Here is a 17,008-nt window from a genome sequence, read left to right on the forward strand (position 1 = left end):
CCCGCCCCTTCCGGGTTCATCCCTTCCGTGCTCGCCCCGTCCGGGCCCGCCCCTTCCGGGTTCATCCCTTCCTCGCTCATCCCTTCGGCACCCCGACCTTCATCCCTTCCCTCAGCCCCTCCCCCGTGACCTCCACCCGGCCCTGCCCGAACATGCCGAGCTCGACCCGGACGTCGCGGCTCCGGTCCCCTTCCACGACCTGGACGCCGAAGCCGCCGTCGGGCAGGGCGAGCAGTGCGCTGACGGGGACGGAGAGGACGTTCTGGCGGGTGCGGCCGGTGAGTTCGACCGTGACGGGCGACTGGTCGACGCCCTTGACGGCGGCCGGTTCGTCGAAGGAGACGGTGATCTCGATCTTCGGGGTCTTGTCCTGCGGGTCCTGCCCGGGGGACGCGCTCCTGCCGACGGCGGAGACCTTGCCCGGCTGTTCGGTGCCGTCGGGGAGGAGCAACTTGACGCGGGTGCCGGTCTTCGCCGAGTCGGCCTCGGCGACGGGGATCTCGAAGTGGACGACCCGCTCAGAGCCGGTGACCGTGAGCACCGGGGCCCCGGGGGTGATCCGGTCGCCGGGCGCGAGCCCACCTTCCCCGGAGCCGGAGCCCGAGCCCGAGCCGGAACCCGAACCGGACCCGGAGCCGCCCCCCGCGCCCTTGACCCGTACCGCGCTGCCCGCGAAGGCGATACGGTCCGGGCCCACGGTCCCGGTCTCCTTCAGGCCGTGGGACTTCTGCCAGCGTTTGACGGCGGCGGCGGTCTTGGCGGTGAACTCCTCGTCGACGTCGAAGCCGGTGTAGCCGAGGGCGGCCAGGTTCTCCTCCAGTTGCCGCACGTCCTTGCCCTTGTCGCCGGTCTTGAGCGTCCGGTACATGGGCTCGGCCCCGTACATCAGGCGGACCGCCTCGCCGTCCACCTCGTAGAGCCGTCCGTCGCGCGAGACGACGGACCCGGTCGGCGCGATCCAGGTGAGGACCCCACCCGCATCGCCCGCGCCACCCGAGCCGCCCGCGTTGATCCGCCGCTCGCCGAGGTGGCCGAGGGTGCCGTCCTTCTGGGAGCTGTCGCTGAGATCGCCCCGGGTGACGGGGGCGGTGCCGGGCGGCAGGCCCCGGGAATCGGCGGCGCCGGCCCGCGGGTCGGCGTCGCCGCGGTCCGCGGTGAGGGCGGTGGCGGCGGCTCCCGCTCCGGCGACGGCCACGATCGTCACGAGGGCGACGAGCAGCCGACGCCGACCGAGGGGGCGCTCGCCCTCGTGGGCCTGGGGGCGGACCTCGCTGCGGTCGGTGGCGTCACTGCGGTAGCCGTCGTCGCTGTGGTCGCTGGCATCGCTGTGGCGGCCGGCGTCACTCTGGTCACTGAGGTCGCTCATCGGGCCGTGCCCTCGCACGCCTTGGCGGCCTTCTCGAACTTCTGCTTCTCCGCGCCCTGCGGGACCGGCCTGGCCGCCTGGGCGCCGCCGTCGAACTTCGGGTCCGGCATGTTGAAGCCGTTCTCGCGCATGCAGCGCGCGTAGGCGAGCGCCTTGTCCTTGTCGGCCTGGGTCGGCTCCTTGCCGAATCCGGCGCCGCCCGCCTTGTCCTTGCACGCCTTGAACGCCTTCTCCATCTTCTCCTTCGACATGCCGTCGCCGCCGATGGTGAGGCCGACGCCGTTCTCGCCCGGCTTGGGCTCGGGCACGTCGAGGCCCTGTTCGCGAAGACACTTCCGGTGCTCGAACGCCCGGTCGGCCTTCTTGCCCTCGTCGGTGACCGCGCCGCCGCCGCTGTCGTTCTTTCCGCTCGGAGCGGAACCCGAGCAGGCGGCGGTGAGCAGGGCGAAGGCGGCGGCCAGGGAACCGGCGACGGCCACCCGGGTCATACGCCGCGTCGTGCCCGTCGTGCTCGACGTGCCCGTCGCGTTCTTCGCCATCGCCGTGCTCTTCGTCATGGTCGTGCTCTTCGTCATGGTCGTCATGCCGGGGAGACTGCCGCGCGGGGGTGTTTCGCTTCTCTCAGCGGTTTCGTTTACACCGGCGAAAGGTCGCCGTCGGATACACAGGGGTCATGCGTGTACTGCTGGTGGAGGACGAGGCATTCCTCGCCGAGATGATCGCCGAAGGGCTGCGCCGTGACGCGCTCGCCGTGGACGTCGCGGCCGACGGCCTCGAAGCGCTGCGGAAGCTCCAGCTCGGGGAGTACGACGTCCTGGTCCTGGACCGGGACCTGCCGGGGCTGCACGGGGACGACGTGTGCCGTCGCGTGGTCGAGCAGCGCCTGATGACCCGGGTGCTGATGCTCACCGCGTCCGGAACGGTACGGGACCGGGTCGAGGGCCTGGGGCTCGGCGCCGACGACTACCTGACCAAGCCGTTCGCGTACGACGAGCTGCTGGCCCGCGTCCTGGCCCTGGGCCGGCGCGCCCGGCCCGCGCTGCCGCCGGTCCTCGAACGACGCGGGATCGTCCTCGACACCGCCCGCCGGCAGGCCAGCCGGGACGGCCGGCACCTGCACCTGTCGCGCAAGGAGTTCGGCGTGCTGGAGTCGCTGCTGCGGGCGGAGGGCGCGGTGGTGAGCGGCGAGGACCTGATCGAGCAGGTCTGGGAGGAGCACACGAGCTACCGCACGAACGCCGTGCGGGTGACGCTGAGCAAGCTGCGGGCCAAGCTGGGCGAGCCGCCGGTGGTGGAGACGGTGCCCGGCGCCGGTTACCGGATCGCCTCATGAGGCGCCCGCTGTCGAGGCGTATTCCGCTCGGAGGGGAACGAACCCGGCTCACCGCCCTGTACGCGGGGCTGCTCGTCCTCGCGGGCGCGGTGCTGACCGGGGTGGTGTACGTGCTCGTACAGGAGGGCCTGTACTCGTCGATCAGCATGGCCGTCACCACCGCCGTACCGGCCCAGCGGCTGGAACACCTGCCGGACTCGTGGCAGAGCGCGCTGCCCGTCACCCCGCCGCCGAGCGCGGCCCTGGCGAGCCCGCTGCCGTTGCCGAGCTCGGGCCCGGTCCCGGGGCAGAGCCTGGCGATCACCCGGACGGTGAGCGACGCGGCCGAGTCCGCGGCCCTGGACCGGCTGCTCACGGTCTCGGTGTCGGTCCTGGCCTGTTACGCGATCCTGTCGGTGGCGGTGGCCTGGTGGGCGGCCGGGCGGGTGCTGCGGCCGATCGCCGTCATCACGGACACGGCCCGCCGCCTCTCGGGCGCCAACCTCCACGAGCGGATCGCGCTCGACGCGCCGCCCGGGGAGCTGAAGCGGCTGGCCGACACCTTCGACGGGATGCTGGGGCGGATGGAGCAGCTGGTGTCGGCGCAGCAACGGTTCGCGGCGAACGCGGCCCACGAGCTGCGCACCCCGCTCGCCGTGCAGCGCGCGGCGGCGGAGATCGGTCTCGCCGGGGAGCCGTCGCCGGAGCGGGTGGCGCGGATCCGCGCCAAGCTCGTCGAGGTCGCCGACGACAGCGAGCGGATCATCGAGGGCCTGCTGCTGCTCGCCGCCTCGGAGGAGGGGCTGCGGGAGCGGCGGCGGGTCGCGGTGGACGAGGTCGCGCGGGAGACGGCCGCGGCCCTGGCGGGCGAGGCGGCCGAGCGGGGCGTGGAGCTCGTCGTACGGCCCGGTCCGCTGACCGTGGAGGGCGATCCGGTCCTGCTGGAGCGCCTGCTGCACAACCTGGTCGCGAACGGCATCCGGCACAACGTCCCCGAGGCCGGGCGGGTGGAGGTCCGCACGGGTCCGGACGGCGTCACGGTCACGAACACGGGCCCCGTCGTCCCCCCGGAAACGGTCCCCCTCCTCTTCGAACCCTTCCGCCGCTCGACGGCCCGCACCCACGCACCGGGCGAGGGCGCCGGCCTCGGCCTGTCCATCGTCGACGCGATCGCCCGCGCCCACGGCGCGAAGGCGACGGTGACGGCGAACCCCCGAGGGGGCGGCCTGACGGTCCGCGTACGGTTCCCCGGCCTAGGGTGACGACGCGCCGGGCGACGGAGGCATGGGAAAGGGGTGGAAGACCCCCGTCAGCCGCTTCTCCACCCGGACCTCCACCCGTGGGTGCAGGTGTCCTGGGGGCGTTTTCCCGATGCTGAAGCCATGACTCTCACCGACTGGCTCGTAGACATCGCACTCATCCTCGTCGTCTTCCGGCAGCTGCGGGAAGGACGGCTGGGGCCCAAGTCCTATCTGATCCCGCTCGGGATCGTGTCGTTCTTCGCCTTCCAGTACCTGGACGGCATCCCCACCGGCGGCAACGACCTGGTGCTCATCGGCACCACCGTCGCCATCGGCACGGCCCTCGGCGTGGCCGGCGGCGTGTACACGCGGATCCGGGCGCTCGACGGCGAGCTGCTGATCAAGGCCGGGGCCGTCTCGGCGATCCTGTGGGTGCTCGGCATGGGCGCTCGGCTGGCGTTCCAGCTGTGGGTCGACCACGGCGGCGCGGCGGACGTCGGACGGTTCAGCGTCGAGCACCAGATCACCGGCGCCCAGGTCTGGGTGACCGCGCTGCTCCTGATGGCGGTCGCCGAGGTCGTCTCGCGGCTCGGCACGATCTACCTGCGGAGCCGTACGGTGACCAGGACGACGCGGCCCGTGGCGGCGAGCCCGTCCCTCACCGGCCGGCTGCGCTGATCATGACGTATCGTCGCCGCATGTCACCGAGCGACGCGAGCTCTCCCGGCCGCGGCCGGGAGCCCGGAACCGGGCTCCCGGACCGCGGCCGGTTCTCCGCGTGGGGGTGGGCGACGGTCCTGTTCGTCGCCCAGGCCCTCAGCCTGCGGCCCATGGGCCTGAGCGGGCGCGGGCTGGCGGTCACGCTGCTGTTCGGCGTCAACTTCGGCTTCTTCGCCCTGCGGCTCGTCCCCGGCCGGCCGCTCCCCGAGCGCGTGCTCCTGCCCGCGATGACGGCGGCCGTCCTCGCGGCGGCGGCCCTCGCGGCCGTCGCGGACACCGGGACCTCGGTGATCTTCGCGTACTTCCTCGCCGCCTACCTCGGCCACCGCCTGAGCGCCCGGCCTGCCACCGTCCTCGCCGTGCTGCTGAGCCTGCTGTGCGGCGCGGCGCTGGCCTTCCGGGCCGATCCCGGCGACCGGGCGCTGCTGCTCATGACGGGGCTGTCGACCGGCGCGCTGGTGCTGGCCGGGATGTCGGCGCGGAGCCGGGCCCAGGCCGTGGAGGCCGCGATCGAGGCCGCCGCCTCGGCGGAGCGGGCGGCCCGCGCGGAGGCCCGGACCCTGGTGCTGACGGAGCGCGCCAAGGTCGCCCGGGACGTCCACGACGTCCTCGCGCACTCGCTGGCCGGGATCAACATGCAGCTGGAGCTCGCGGACGCGCTGCTGGAGGTCGGCGAGGCGGAGAAGGCGCGGGAGGCGACCGGCCGGGCGCAGAGCCTGGTCCGGGAGAGCCTGAAGCAGGCCCAGTGGACGGTCCGCGCGCTGCGCGAGGAGGCCCTGCCCCTGTTGGAGAGCCTCGCCGCCATGCTCGAATCGTCCGGTCACCACGACGCCCTCACGGTGACCGGTACCGTGCGCGAGCTGCCCACGCGGACCGCGCACGACCTCCTGCGGATCGCGCAGGAGGCGCTGACCAACGCGACGCGCCACGCGCCCGGGGGCGTGGTGCGGGTGACCATGGCGTACGAGGAGAAGGCGACCGTCTTGAGCATCGTGAACGGGCCGGGGACCCTGCCCGTCTCCCCGGGTACGGGGAGCGGGATGGGGCTGATCGGGATCCGCGAGCGTGTGGCCCTGCTGAACGGGACGGTCACCGCCGGTCCCGTCACGGGCGGGCCCGAGACAGCCGGGCCCGAGCGCGGCGGCTGGAAGGTCGAAGTGGTGATTCCGGCATGAGCGAGACCTCGGAGCCCGCCCTCCCGCCGCCCTCCTCCGGCCCCTCCAGCCCCTCCAGCCCTTCCCGCCCCTCCGGCCCCATCAGGGTCGTCATCGCCGACGACCAGGCCGCCGTGCGCGAGCCGCTCGCCATGGTGCTCGCGCTCGCCGGGGACATCGGCGTGGTCGCGACCGCCGCGAACGGGCGCGAGGTGCTGGACGCCGTCGCCGCCGAACCCGTCGACGTCGTGCTTATGGACCTGCGGATGCCCGTGATGGACGGCACCGAGGCGACCCGGCTGCTGAGCGAGGCCCATCCGGAGGTGGCCGTCGTGGTCCTGACGACCTTCGCCGACGACGAGTCGATCATGGCAGCGCTGTCGGCGGGCGCCCGCGGCTATCTGACGAAGAACGCGGGCCGCGAGGACATCGCCCGCGCGATCCGCGCCGCCGCGGCCGGGCAGTCGGTGATGGACCAGGAGGTACGGGACCGGCTGCTGGCCGCCGTGATGGCGACGCCCCGCGCGGAGGCCCGGCCCGGAGCGGACTCCGGGACTGGTTCCGGTGTGGACTCCGAGGCGGGCTCCAAGGCCGCCTCGGCCCCGGGTGACGACCTGCCCGAGGACCTGACCCCTCGGGAGCGCGAAGTGCTGGGTCTGATCGGGCAGGGGCTCCCGAACCGGGCGATCGCCGAGCGGCTGTTCATCAGCGAGGCCACGGTCAAGACGCACATCAACAACCTGTTCGCCAAGGCCCGGATCCGGGACCGCGCCGACGCCGTGCGGCGGGCCATCGCCGCCGGTCTGGCCTGAGCGGGGGCCTCAGCTCGTCCGGGCGGCGCGGCGCAGCCGGGCGCGCGCCGGGTCCTGGGCGGGGCGGTGCGGCGGGGGCGGCTGGTCCTGCGGGGCGCGGCGGACGAAGAGGGTGACGGAGACGCCCTCGGTGAAGCCGTTGCGCCGCATCATCGCGGCGGATGCCTCGTTGCTGCTCTCCACGTCGGTGATGATCCGCGAGGCGCCCGCCGCGAAGAGGGCGTCGCAGCAGTGCTCGACGAGCGCGCTGGCGACGCCGCGGCCTCGGGCCCGCTCCTCCAGGGCGATCCATTCGAGGTAGCCCCAGTCCTCGCGTTCGTCGTACGAGAGGGAGCCGAGGACGAAGCCGAGCAGGCCCTCCTCGTCCCGGGCGACCCAGCAGGCGTCGGGCTGGGCGTCCCAGTGCGCGGCCACGGAGGACAGCGACCAGGAGGTGTAGGGCATCGACTTGACGTCGTAGACCCGGTGGCCGAGGTCGAGCACGGCGTGCAGGTGGACGAGCTCCAACGGGACGATCTCGACTGCGCTTTCGTTCATATCGGCGATCATGCCAGGGATCACCCGGATCATCCCGGCATGGAGGTATGGCGGCATCTCACACTGTCCGGGCGAAATGCCCGACTCCCTGGATCAAGATCGCCCTGTGGTAATTTGCCCGAGCCAGTCGCACCCCTGTACGTATCCGGCAGCCGGCCGATACGCATGGGGGCAGGGAATCCGGTGGGAATCCGGAGCTGACGCGCAGCGGTGAGGGTGACGGGCGGAACATCGGCCACTGGGTCCCGAGGGGCCCGGGAAGGCGTTCCGTCCGGGTGACCCCGAGTCCGAAGACCTGCTGGCGGCCCCGGCGGCGGCGTACGGCCGCGTCCGGGGAGCTCCGTACGACAGGCTCCGCGCCCGAGCCGTGACGCCAGAGGACCCCCACGTGCCCCTGCCCCGCCTTCTCCGCGTTTCCCGCGCGCCGCGCGTTCCCCGTGTTTCCCGCGTGCCCCGCGCGCCCCACATCCCCCGTTCCGCCGCGCTGCTCGCCGTCGGCGCCTTCACCGGCGCCGCACTCGTCACCGGCTGCGGCCCCGGCGCTCCGGCCGCCGCGCCCGGCGCGAAGGCCACGGACGCGGCGCGCGCCGTCGTGCTCGACAACTGCGGCCTGCGCGTCGAGGTCGAGCGCCCGCCCCGCCGTGCCGTCGCCCTGGACCAGGGTTCGGCCGAGATCCTGCTCTCGCTCGGTCTCGCCGACCGCATGGTGGGCACCGCCACGTGGACGGACCCGGTCCTGAAGGGGCTGGAGGACGAGAACGCGAAGGTGCCACGGCTGGCGGACCGCTACCCGTCGTTCGAGAAGGTCCTGGCCGCCGAGCCCGACTTCGTCAGCGCCTCCTTCCTCTACACCCTCGGCAAGGGCGGGGTGGCGCCCCGGGAGCGCTTCGCCGGGCTCGGCGTGCCGACGTACCTCTCCCCCACCGACTGCGTGGACAAGGACAACAGCGGCGACGGCGACGGGATACGCACCCGGCCGCTGACCATGGACACGGTGTACGGCGAGATCCGCGACCTGGCCCGGGTGTTCGGGGTCCCGGAGCGCGGCGAGAAGCTGGTGGGCGAGCTCCGCACCCGGGTCGCGAAGGCCACCGCCGGGCCGGGCTTCGGGGACGCCTCGGTGCTGTACTGGTTCTCCGACGCGCGGGGCCCGTACATGGCCGGGTGCTGCGGCGCGCCCGGCGTCGTCAGCGGGACGCTCGGCGTGCGGAACGTCTTCGACGACACCAAGGAGGAGTGGCCGCAGATCAACTGGGAGACCGTCGCCGAACGCGACCCCGACGTGCTGGTGATCGCCGACCTGACCCGCAGGGCGCAGTCGGCCGAGAGCGCCGCGAAGAAGATCGAGTTCCTGGAGTCCCACCCGGTCACGCGGAACATGACGGCGGTGCGGAAGAAGCGGTACGTGGTCCTCAGCGGGCAGGCGATGAACCCGACCATCCGCACCGTCGAGGGCATCGAGAAGCTGGCCGCCGCCCTGCGCGCGTACGGGCTCGCCAAGTGAACCGGCCGGTTGCGTCACCCCTGTTGGTGCCCGCGGCCACGGCGGCCGGCGGCGTGCTGCTGCTCGTGTCCCTCGCGCTCGCCGTGACGATCGGCCCGGCCGACATACGGGTCTCGGACACCTGGTCCGTGCTCGTCTCGCACCTCGGCGGCGCCCCCAGCGGCGTCAGCGCGATCCGGGACGGCATCGTCTGGGAGCTGCGGCTGCCCCGTACCCTCCTGGCGGCCGTGTGCGGGGCGGGGCTCGCCGTCTGCGGCGCGGTGCTGCAGTCGCTGCTGCGCAATCCGCTGGCCGATCCGTTCGTGTTGGGCGTCTCCTCCGGCGCGTCGGCGGGCGCGGTCGCGGTCGTCGTCCTCGGGGTGGGCGGCGGGCTGCTGTCCGTCGCCGGGGGCGCGTTCCTGGGCGCGCTCTGCTCCTTCGCGCTGGTCCTGGTGCTGAGCCACACGCTGGGCGGTTCGACGGACCGGGTGGTCCTGTCGGGGGTCGCCGCGATGCAGCTGTTCTCGGCGCTGACCTCGTTCGTCGTGATGACCGCCGCCGACGCGGAGACGACCCGGGGCGTGCTGTTCTGGCTGCTGGGCTCGCTCTCCGGCGCGGGCTGGGCGGACGTGGGGGTGTGCGCGGCGGTCCTGGCCGTGGTGCTCGTGGTGTGCGGCGGGTACGCGCGGACGCTGGACGCCTTCGCGTTCGGCGAGGAGGCGGCGGCGACCCTCGGCGTCTCCGTGGCGCGGACGCGCCTGGTGCTGCTCTCGGCGACCGCGCTGCTGACCGCCGTCCTGGTCTCCTCAGCGGGCGCCATCGGCTTCGTCGGCCTGGTCCTGCCGCATGCCGTGCGCGCCCTGGCCGGCCCGGGGCACGCCCGGCTGCTGCCGCTGAGCGCGCTGGCCGGGGCGGTGTTCCTGGTGTGGGCCGACACGCTGGCCCGCACGGTCCTCGACCCGCAGGAGGTGCCGGTCGGCGTGGTCACCTCGCTCATCGGCGTCCCCGCCTTCGTCCTCGTCCTCTACCGCACCAGGAGCGCGCGATGACCGGCGGCCCGGCCCGGGGCACGGGCCTGCGGGCCGAGGGGGTCTCGCGCACGGCGGGCGGCGCCCTGGTGCTCGACGGCGTGACGCTCGCGCCGCGGCCCGGCGTCCTCACGGGGCTGATCGGGCCGAACGGCTCGGGGAAGTCGACCCTGTTGCGGGTCCTGGCCGGGGTGCTCGGGCCGGAGGCCGGGGTGGTGACCCTGGACGGCGAGCCGCTGGCCGCGGTGCCCCGCCGGGCGCTGGCCCGCCGGGTCGCCGTCGTCGAGCAGCACGCCGCCACGCAGGTGGACCTGACGGTGGCCGACGCCGTACGCCTGGGCCGCGTCCCGCACCGCAGGGCCTGGGCCCTGTCGACGGCGGCGGACGAGGCGGCCGTCCGCTCCGCGCTCGCCCGCACCGGGCTGGCCGACCGGGCCCACCGGGCCTGGCGCACGCTGTCCGGCGGCGAGCGGCAGCGCGTGCAGATCGCCCGCGCGCTGGCCCAGGAGCCGCGCGAGCTGCTGCTGGACGAGCCGACGAACCACCTCGACATCCAGCACCAGCTCGACCTCCTGGCGCTCGTCGCGGACCTGCGGCTCACCTGCGTGATGGCCCTGCACGACCTGAACCTCGCGGCGATGTACTGCGACCACCTGGTGGTGCTGCGCGAGGGGCGGGTGGTGGTCGCGGGACCGGCGGCGGAGGTGCTGACCGAGGGCCTGATCGCGGAGGTCTACGGCGTCCGCGCCGCCGTCACCCGGCCGGGCCCGGAGGGCCGCCCGTACATCCGCTTCCTCGGCACGAGGGGCGGACGCGGCTGACGGCAGACGGCAGACGGCAGACGGCGCATGCGGCGCGTGCAGCACATGCGGCACATGCGACGCGCGACCGCACCGCACCGCCGAAAGGGGGCCGCCCCGACGCGCACGGCGTCGGGGCGGCCCCCTCGCTCCTGTCCCGCTCCCCCGTCAGGCGCGGCGGAAGCGCAGCGTGCGCAGCTCGAACGGGCGGAGCACCACGGGCAGTTCGCCGGCCTCCGGGCGCGGGACCGCGCCCTCCAGCGGGCGTTCGAGCAGGTCGGTCTCGACGACGTCCGCCGCCTCGAAGCCGGCCGTCAGCGTCGTGGCCGCCCGGCCGCCGCGCGCCTCGTGGAAGCGCACCACGACGTCGCCGCTGCCGTCGTCGGCCAGCTTGACCGCCGTCACGACGACCGCGTCGTCGGCCACGGTGACCAGCGGGGCGACCTCTCCGGCGCCGGTGAGGCCGCGCGCCGGGAGGTTGATGCGGTAGCCCTCGCGCACCGCGTCCTCGATCGTGGCGCCCGGCACCAGCGCGTGCCGGAAGCGGTGGACGCCCTGGTCGGTCTCCGGGTCGGGGAAGCGGGGCGCCCGCAGCAGCGAGGCGCGCAGGGTCGTGGTCGTACCGCCGTCGCCGCCGTCGGACGCCGCGCGGACCTGGCGGGTCACGTCGTGGCCGTACGTGGAGTCGGTGACGAGGGCGACGCCCCAGCCGGGCTCCTCCATGTGCACGAAGCGGTGGTTGCACGCCTCGAACTTGGCGGCCTCCCACGAGGTGTTGGTGTGGGTGGCGCGGTAGAAGTGCCCGAACTGGGTCTCCGAGGCGTACCGCTCAGCGTGCACGTCCAGCGGGAAGGCCAGCTTGAGGAACTTCTCCGTCTCGTGCCAGTCCACCTCGGTGAAGATGTCGAGCCGCCGGGCACCGGGGCGCAGCGACAGGACCTGCACGACGGTCGAGGCGCCGAAGGAGCGGGAGATCCGCAGCGCGGCGGTGCCGTCCTTGCCGACCTCGGTGTCCGGGCCGACCTCGTCGGCGTCGGTGAGGTCGGTGACGGTGTTGCGGTAGAAGGCGTCGACATCCCAGGCGTCCCACATGTTGGGGAAGTCGGGGTGGATCTGGAGGAGGTTGGCGGCGGCGCCGGGCGGCACGGTCTCGCGGCCGGCCGCCAGGTCGTACGCGGAGACGACGAGGCCGCGGGGGTCGACGGTGATGCGCAGCAGCCCGTTGTCGAGGATGTACGTGCCGTCGCCGGACTCGGTGAGGCGGGCCTCGTCGGCGGGGGCGGCGGGGACCGCCGCGCCGCCGGCGGGGACGCCGTCCCAGGCGTGCGGGTTCGCGTTGAAGAGCAGCGGGGTGCCGCCCTCGCCCGCGAGCGCCCGCTGGGCCGTCTCGATCAGGGCGGTGAGCTCGCCGGCGATCCGCCGGTAGGTAGCCTCGGCCTCGCGGTGCACCCAGGCGATGGAGGAGCCGGGCAGGATGTCGTGGAACTGGTGCAGCAGCACCGTCTTCCAGATCCGGTCCAGTTCCTCGTACGGGTAAGGGGCCCCGGCCCGGACGGCGGCCGTGGCGGCCCACAGCTCGGCCTCGCGCAGCAGGTGCTCGCTGCGCCGGTTGCCCTGCTTGGTGCCGGCCTGGCTGGTGAGGGTCGCGCGGTGCAGCTCCAGGTAGAGCTCGCCGACCCACACCGGCGGTTCCGGGTACTCGGCCTCGGCCTTCTCGAAGAACTCGGCGGGCGTCTCCCAGGCGACCCGGGGCGAGCCCTCCAGGTCGCGCAGGCGGGCGGCCTTGGCGACCATCTCTCGGGTGGTGCCGCCGCCGCCGTCGCCCCAGCCGGTCGGGGCGAGGGAGTGCCGGGCGACGCCCTTGTCCTTGAAGTTCTTGGCCGCGTGCGCGATCTCGCTGCCCTTCATCGCGCAGTTGTACGTGTCGACGGGCGGGAAGTGGGTGAAGATCCGGGTGCCGTCGATGCCCTCCCAGTTGAAGGTGTGGTGCGGGAACTTGTTCACCTGCGACCACGAGATCTTCTGGGTCAGCAGCCACTTGGCGCCCGCGGCCTTGATGATCTGCGGGAGACCGGCGGCGAAGCCGAAGGTGTCCGGCAGCCACGCCTCGTCGTTCTCGACGCCGAACTCGTCCATGAAGAAGCGCTTGCCGTGGACGAACTGACGGGCCATCGCCTCGGAGCCGGGCATGTTGGTGTCGGCCTCGACCCACATGCCGCCGGTGGGCACGAAGCGGCCCTCCTCGACGGCGGCGACGACCTTCACCCAGACCTCGGGCCGGTGCTCCTTGATCCACGCCCACTGCTGCGCCTGCGACATGGCGAAGACGAAGTCCGGCTGCTCCTCCAGGAGCGCCGTCATGTTGGAGGTGGTACGGGCGACCTTGCGGACGGTCTCGCGCAGCGGCCAGAGCCACGCGGAGTCGATGTGCGCGTGGCCGACGGCCGAGACGCGGTGGGCGGAGGGCTCCGCCGGGGAGGCCAGCACCGCTTCGAGGCGCTCGCGGGCCGCGCCCGCCGTGCCGCCCACGTCCTGGAGGTCGACGGCGTCCAGGGCCCGGTCGACCGCCCGGACGATCTCGTAGCGGCGGGTGGAGTCCACGGGGAGCTCGGCCATCAGCTCGCCGAGCACCTCCAGGTCCATGACGAGCTGCCAGACGGTCTCGTCGAAGACGGCGAGGTCCATGCGGGCGATCCGGTACAGCGGGTCGGTGTGGGAGGTCTCGATGTCACCGAGCTGCGTGGGCAGAAAGGGGTGGTAGTCGAGCAGGACGGGGTTGGACGCGGCCTCGACGCGGTACTCGACGCGCTCGCCGCCGGCTGCGGGGGCGGCGACGCGGACCCACTGGTTGCGGGGGTTGAGGCCCTTCACGGGGGTGCCGTCGGGGTTGTAGACGAGGCCCTCGCACTGGAAGCCGGTCATGTTCTCGTCGAAGCCGATGTCCATGATCGCCTCGACGGTCCGGCCGGCCCACTCGGCGGGGACGGTGCCGGTGACGGTGAACCAGCTGGTGCCCCACGGCTTGCCCCACGGGTCGCCCGCCGCGATGGGCCGCGGCTCGGCGGCGAGGCCCTCGGCGACGGGGACGGGCTCGCCGGGAGCCTCCCAGACGCCTATCTCCATGGGCACCGATACGGGGTGGACGGCGGGCCGGATGCGCTCGTCCAGGACGCGCTTGAGGCGGGCCTCGACGAGTCCGCGGTCGTCGTGCATGAGGGTCTCCTTCAAAACGGGTGGTGCGGGAGGGGCGGTGGGTGCGAGGGAGGTACGGGTGCGGGGTGGGGGCGGTGGGCCGCCGGGCGGTGTCCGGGGCCCGCCCGTCAGTGGACCTGCTCGACGCCGACCACCTCCGTGATGCCCCGGGCGGCCAGGTGGGCGGGGTCGTCCGCGAGCGGGGCGAGGACGGCCGTGGGGCGGACGCCGTCGGCGACGAGCCGGAAGTACGCCTCGTAGAAGGCGCCGCCGGGGGCGCAGACGGACCGGGCGGGCATGTTCGGCCCCTCCCCGGCGTCCACGACGAGGGCGGTGGTGCGGGGCGCGGGGGCGGGCAGGCCCTCGCCCGCCGCGTACCGGCGGGCCCAGCGCTCCAGGACGCGCGCGGTGTCCTTGGGCTCCCGGTCGTTGGTGAGCAGCCCCAGCCCGTACTCCAGCTCGGGGAAGTCGGCGAGCTCGCGGGAGACGTCGTGGGAGCACCACCAGGTGACGCCCCACAGGTCGGGGCAGTCCAGCGCGTTGCGCAGGGTGGCCTCGGTGAAGTCGGCGGCGTGTTCGGCGGGTACGAGGGGGGCGGGGGCGCCGACCTCCTGGAGCCAGACCGGGCGGCGCGGGTCGCGGGCCCATGCCTTGGAGAGTTCGACTAGGTAGGCGGCGTGGTGCTCGGTGGGGGCCGAGACGCGGCCGTGGAGCTGGGCGGTGCCGTTGAAGACCCAGGAGTGGACGGCGGTCATGGCGCCGTGCCGGGCGGCGTGCTCGGGGGTGAACGGCATGTCGTCCTGGTACCAGGTGGCGTCGTACTCGGCGTGCAGGTGGGTGCGGCCGGGGGCGCCCTCCTCGCAGGCGGCGAGCATCCGGGTGAGCCAGGTGTCGATCTGCTCGGGGGTGGCGCGGTCCGGGTCGGGGTGGGGGTCGGCGGAGAACTGGTTGATCTCGTTGCCGACGGTCATCCCGAGGAAGTGCGGCCGGCCGGCCAGCTCCCGGGCGAGGGTGCGCAGGTAGTCGGCCTGGCCGTCGACGACGTCCGGGTCGGTGAAGAGGTTGCGGCGGTGCCAGGTCCGGGTCCAGGCGGGCAGGAAGTCGAAGCTGGACAGGTGGCCCTGGAGGCCGTCCACGTTGACGTCGAGCCCGAGTTCGCCGGCCGTGTCGACGAGGTCGAGGAGCTGGTCGACGGCGCTGGGGCGGATCAGGGAGCGGTTGGGCTGGAAGTACGGCCAGAGCGGGAAGACCCGGATGTGGTCGAGGCCGAGGGCGGCGATGGACTCCAGGTCGGCGCGGACGGCGCCGGGGTCGTAGTCGAGCCAGTGGTGGAACCAGCCCTGGCTGGGGGTGTAGTTGACGCCGAAGCGGGGGGTGGTCATGGGGGGTCTCCCGGAGGGGGATGCGGAGGCCGGCGGGCGGGGACGGGCGGCTCAGCCCTTGACGGCGCCTTCGCCGACGCCCTTGAAGAAGAAGCGCTGGAGGCAGGCGAACATCACGATCAGCGGCGCGACGGCGATGATGGTGCCGGCGGCGATGACCCTCTGGTTGTTGGCGAAGGTGCCGTTGAGGAAGTTGAGTCCGACGGTGAGCGTGAAGTTGTCGGAGTCGGAGAGGACGATCAGCGGCCAGAGGAAGTCGTCCCAGGCGCCCATGAAGGCGAAGATCGCGACGACGGCGAGGGTGCCCTTGACGGCGGGGAGGGCGACCTTGACGAAGCGCTGCCAGACGTTGGCGCCGTCGACGACGGCGGCTTCCTCGACCTCGAAGGGGATGTTGCTGAAGGCGTTGCGCATCAGCAGCACGTTCATGGCGCCGATGCAGCCGGGCAGCACCACGGCGACGAGGGTGTCGTTGATGTCGAGGCTGCGCATGGTCGCGAACTGGGCGATCATGATCGCTTCCATCGGGACCAGCAGCGCCAGGACGAAGACGAGCGAGGCGGCGGCGCGTCCCTTGAAGCGGAGCCGGGCGAGCGCGTAACCGGCCATGGCGGCGCCGATCACGTTGGTGAGGACGTTGGTGACGGCGACCTTGAGGGAGTTCAGGATGTAGTCCCACACCGGGATGATGTCGGCGACGCCCTTGTAGTTGTCCCAGGTCGGGTGCTCGGGCAGCAGCTGGGGCGGCGAGGTGAAGATGTCCTCGGTGGCGCCCTTGAGCGAGGTGGAGAGCTGCCACAGGAACGGGCCGATCATGATCAGCAGTACGAGGAGGAGCGCGGCGTACCGGACCACGAGGAGCCAGCGGGGGGTGCGGCGCCCCTTGCGGCGGCGCCGGGGCTTGGGCGCCGGGGCGGAGCGGGTGGCCCTGGCGGGCCCGGGGGCCGGGGACGGTGCCGGGGCCGGGATGTCGCTGGTGGTGGTCATCAGTCCTTGTCCTTCCGGTCGGCCCGCAGCACGAAGAGCATGAGGATCAGCGTCAGGACGAACAGGGTGATCGAGATCGCCGACGCGTAGCCGGTGCGGCCCTGGAGTCCGGTGCCGACGCGCTGGATCAGCATCACGAGCGTGGTGTCCTGGCCGCCGGGGCCGCCGGTCGGTCCGGCGATCATGAAGACCTCGGAGAAGACCTTGAAGGCGGAGACGGCGGAGAGGGCGCCCACGAGGACCATGGTCGAGCGGACGGCGGGCACGGTGATGGACCAGAAGCGGCGGATCGCGCCGGCTCCGTCGACCTCGGCGGCCTCGTGGAGCTCCCGGGGCACGTTGGCCAGCGCCGCCAGGTAGATGATCATGTAGTAGCCGAGGCCCTTCCAGACCGTCAGCAGCATCGAGCACAGCAGCAGCAGCCACTGGTTGGAGAGGAACGGCACGGGGTCGACGCCGAGCATCTCCAGGACCCCGTTGATGAGGCCGCGGTCGTCCAGCATCCACACCCACATCAGGGCGACGACCACCACGGAGGCCACGACGGGCGTGTAGTAGGCCGAGCGGAAGAACGCGATGCCGGGGATCTGCTTCTGCACGAGCAGCGCCAGCAGCAGCGGCAGCAGGACCAGCAGGGGGACCACGACGACGACGTACAGGGCGCTGTTGCGGAGCGCGATCCAGAACTGCTCGTCGCTGAAGAGGGCGGTGAAGTTGTCGAAGCCGACGAACTGGCCCTCGGTGAGGGTGCGGGCGTCGGTGAGGGACTTCCACACCGTCGAGAAGAAGGGGTAGAGGTTGAACGCCAGGGTGATCAGCAGCCCGGGCGCCAGGAACAGCCAGGGGCTGAGGGGCCACGAACCCGGCCAGGGACAGCACCGATTCGAGGACCGTCCAGGACTTGAGGGTGTCCCGCTCCGAGATGCCGAAGTACTGGGCCCCCGCCGCCGCCTCCCCGGGATCCGTACTTCCGGCAGTGGGGCGTGGACACGGC

Annotated in this window: 15 protein-coding genes and 1 riboswitch; of the genes, 8 read left to right on the forward strand and 7 right to left on the reverse strand. The window is 73.3% G+C overall.

Annotated features, from left to right (window positions below):
• Positions 1-76: 76 nt before the first annotated feature.
• Both AB0C99_RS13400 and AB0C99_RS13405 read right to left on the reverse strand, forming a co-directional pair.
• Positions 77-1,366, reverse strand: coding sequence for a peptidoglycan-binding protein (locus AB0C99_RS13400; RefSeq protein WP_362473919.1), 1,290 nt, complete (start codon positions 1,364-1,366; stop codon positions 77-79).
• Entirely contained in the window at positions 1,363-1,950 is a 588-nt protein-coding gene (locus tag AB0C99_RS13405; RefSeq protein WP_362473922.1) for a hypothetical protein, read from the reverse strand. The genes AB0C99_RS13400 and AB0C99_RS13405 overlap by 4 nt, the downstream gene beginning before the upstream one ends.
• An 89-nt stretch (positions 1,951-2,039) precedes the next feature.
• Between AB0C99_RS13405 and AB0C99_RS13410 the strand changes: the two genes are divergently transcribed.
• The 5 genes from AB0C99_RS13410 to AB0C99_RS13430 all read left to right on the forward strand — a co-directional run bounded on the left by AB0C99_RS13410 (position 2,040) and on the right by AB0C99_RS13430 (position 6,605).
• The gene (locus AB0C99_RS13410) at positions 2,040-2,699 is read left to right on the forward strand and encodes a response regulator transcription factor (protein ID WP_362473925.1); all 660 of its coding nucleotides are present in this window, start codon (positions 2,040-2,042) and stop codon (positions 2,697-2,699) included.
• The gene (locus AB0C99_RS13415) at positions 2,696-3,940 is read left to right on the forward strand and encodes an ATP-binding protein (RefSeq protein WP_362473928.1); all 1,245 of its coding nucleotides are present in this window, start codon (positions 2,696-2,698) and stop codon (positions 3,938-3,940) included. Before AB0C99_RS13410 ends, AB0C99_RS13415 begins: the two co-directional genes overlap by 4 nt.
• Before the next feature lie 120 nt (positions 3,941-4,060).
• Positions 4,061-4,597, forward strand: coding sequence for a hypothetical protein (locus AB0C99_RS13420; protein WP_362473931.1), 537 nt, complete (start codon positions 4,061-4,063; stop codon positions 4,595-4,597).
• 20 nt (positions 4,598-4,617) lie between these two features.
• On the forward strand, positions 4,618-5,814 hold the full coding sequence (locus AB0C99_RS13425) for a histidine kinase (protein ID WP_362473934.1): 1,197 nt from the start codon (positions 4,618-4,620) through the stop codon (positions 5,812-5,814).
• The gene (locus AB0C99_RS13430; protein WP_362473937.1) at positions 5,811-6,605 is read left to right on the forward strand and encodes a response regulator transcription factor; all 795 of its coding nucleotides are present in this window, start codon (positions 5,811-5,813) and stop codon (positions 6,603-6,605) included. Before AB0C99_RS13425 ends, AB0C99_RS13430 begins: the two co-directional genes overlap by 4 nt.
• Positions 6,606-6,614: 9 nt before the next feature.
• On the opposite strand, the gene AB0C99_RS13435 is transcribed toward AB0C99_RS13430, so the two are convergent.
• Positions 6,615-7,142, reverse strand: coding sequence for a GNAT family N-acetyltransferase (locus AB0C99_RS13435; RefSeq protein ID WP_362473940.1), 528 nt, complete (start codon positions 7,140-7,142; stop codon positions 6,615-6,617).
• A 173-nt stretch (positions 7,143-7,315) separates the two neighbouring features.
• Positions 7,316-7,439, forward strand: a riboswitch (cobalamin riboswitch).
• A 151-nt stretch (positions 7,440-7,590) separates the two neighbouring features.
• Here AB0C99_RS13435 and AB0C99_RS13440 point away from each other — a divergent pair.
• The 3 genes from AB0C99_RS13440 to AB0C99_RS13450 are packed head-to-tail and all read left to right on the forward strand — an operon-like array spanning position 7,591 to position 10,474.
• Positions 7,591-8,646, forward strand: coding sequence for an ABC transporter substrate-binding protein (locus AB0C99_RS13440; protein ID WP_362473942.1), 1,056 nt, complete (start codon positions 7,591-7,593; stop codon positions 8,644-8,646).
• Between the two features lie 26 nt (positions 8,647-8,672).
• Positions 8,673-9,674: an iron chelate uptake ABC transporter family permease subunit gene (locus tag AB0C99_RS13445; RefSeq protein WP_362473945.1), complete on the forward strand. Its 1,002-nt coding sequence runs from the start codon at positions 8,673-8,675 to the stop codon at positions 9,672-9,674.
• Positions 9,671-10,474 (forward strand): ABC transporter ATP-binding protein, encoded by an 804-nt coding sequence (locus tag AB0C99_RS13450; RefSeq protein WP_362473947.1) that lies wholly within the window; start codon positions 9,671-9,673, stop codon positions 10,472-10,474. Before AB0C99_RS13445 ends, AB0C99_RS13450 begins: the two co-directional genes overlap by 4 nt.
• 147 nt (positions 10,475-10,621) lie before the next feature.
• On the opposite strand, the gene AB0C99_RS13455 is transcribed toward AB0C99_RS13450, so the two are convergent.
• From AB0C99_RS13455 to AB0C99_RS13470, 4 genes are all read right to left on the reverse strand, one after another.
• Positions 10,622-13,666, reverse strand: a complete 3,045-nt coding sequence (locus tag AB0C99_RS13455; protein ID WP_362473950.1) for a glycoside hydrolase family 38 C-terminal domain-containing protein — start codon at positions 13,664-13,666, stop codon at positions 10,622-10,624.
• Between the two features lie 107 nt (positions 13,667-13,773).
• Positions 13,774-15,027 carry a glycosyl hydrolase gene (locus AB0C99_RS13460; RefSeq protein ID WP_362473952.1) on the reverse strand — a complete coding sequence of 418 codons (1,254 nt, stop codon included), beginning with the start codon at positions 15,025-15,027 and terminating at the stop codon, positions 13,774-13,776.
• 51 nt (positions 15,028-15,078) lie between these two features.
• Complete coding sequence (locus AB0C99_RS13465) at positions 15,079-16,014, reverse strand: carbohydrate ABC transporter permease (RefSeq protein WP_362473954.1); 936 nt, start codon at positions 16,012-16,014, stop codon at positions 15,079-15,081.
• A complete protein-coding gene (locus AB0C99_RS13470; protein ID WP_362473965.1) occupies positions 16,014-16,853 on the reverse strand; it encodes a sugar ABC transporter permease in 840 nt (279 codons plus the stop codon). Before AB0C99_RS13470 ends, AB0C99_RS13465 begins: the two co-directional genes overlap by 1 nt.
• Positions 16,854-17,008 lie beyond the last annotated feature (155 nt).

This window comes from Streptomyces sp. NPDC048659 (assembly GCF_040650575.1).
GTDB lineage: Bacteria > Actinomycetota > Actinomycetes > Streptomycetales > Streptomycetaceae > Streptomyces.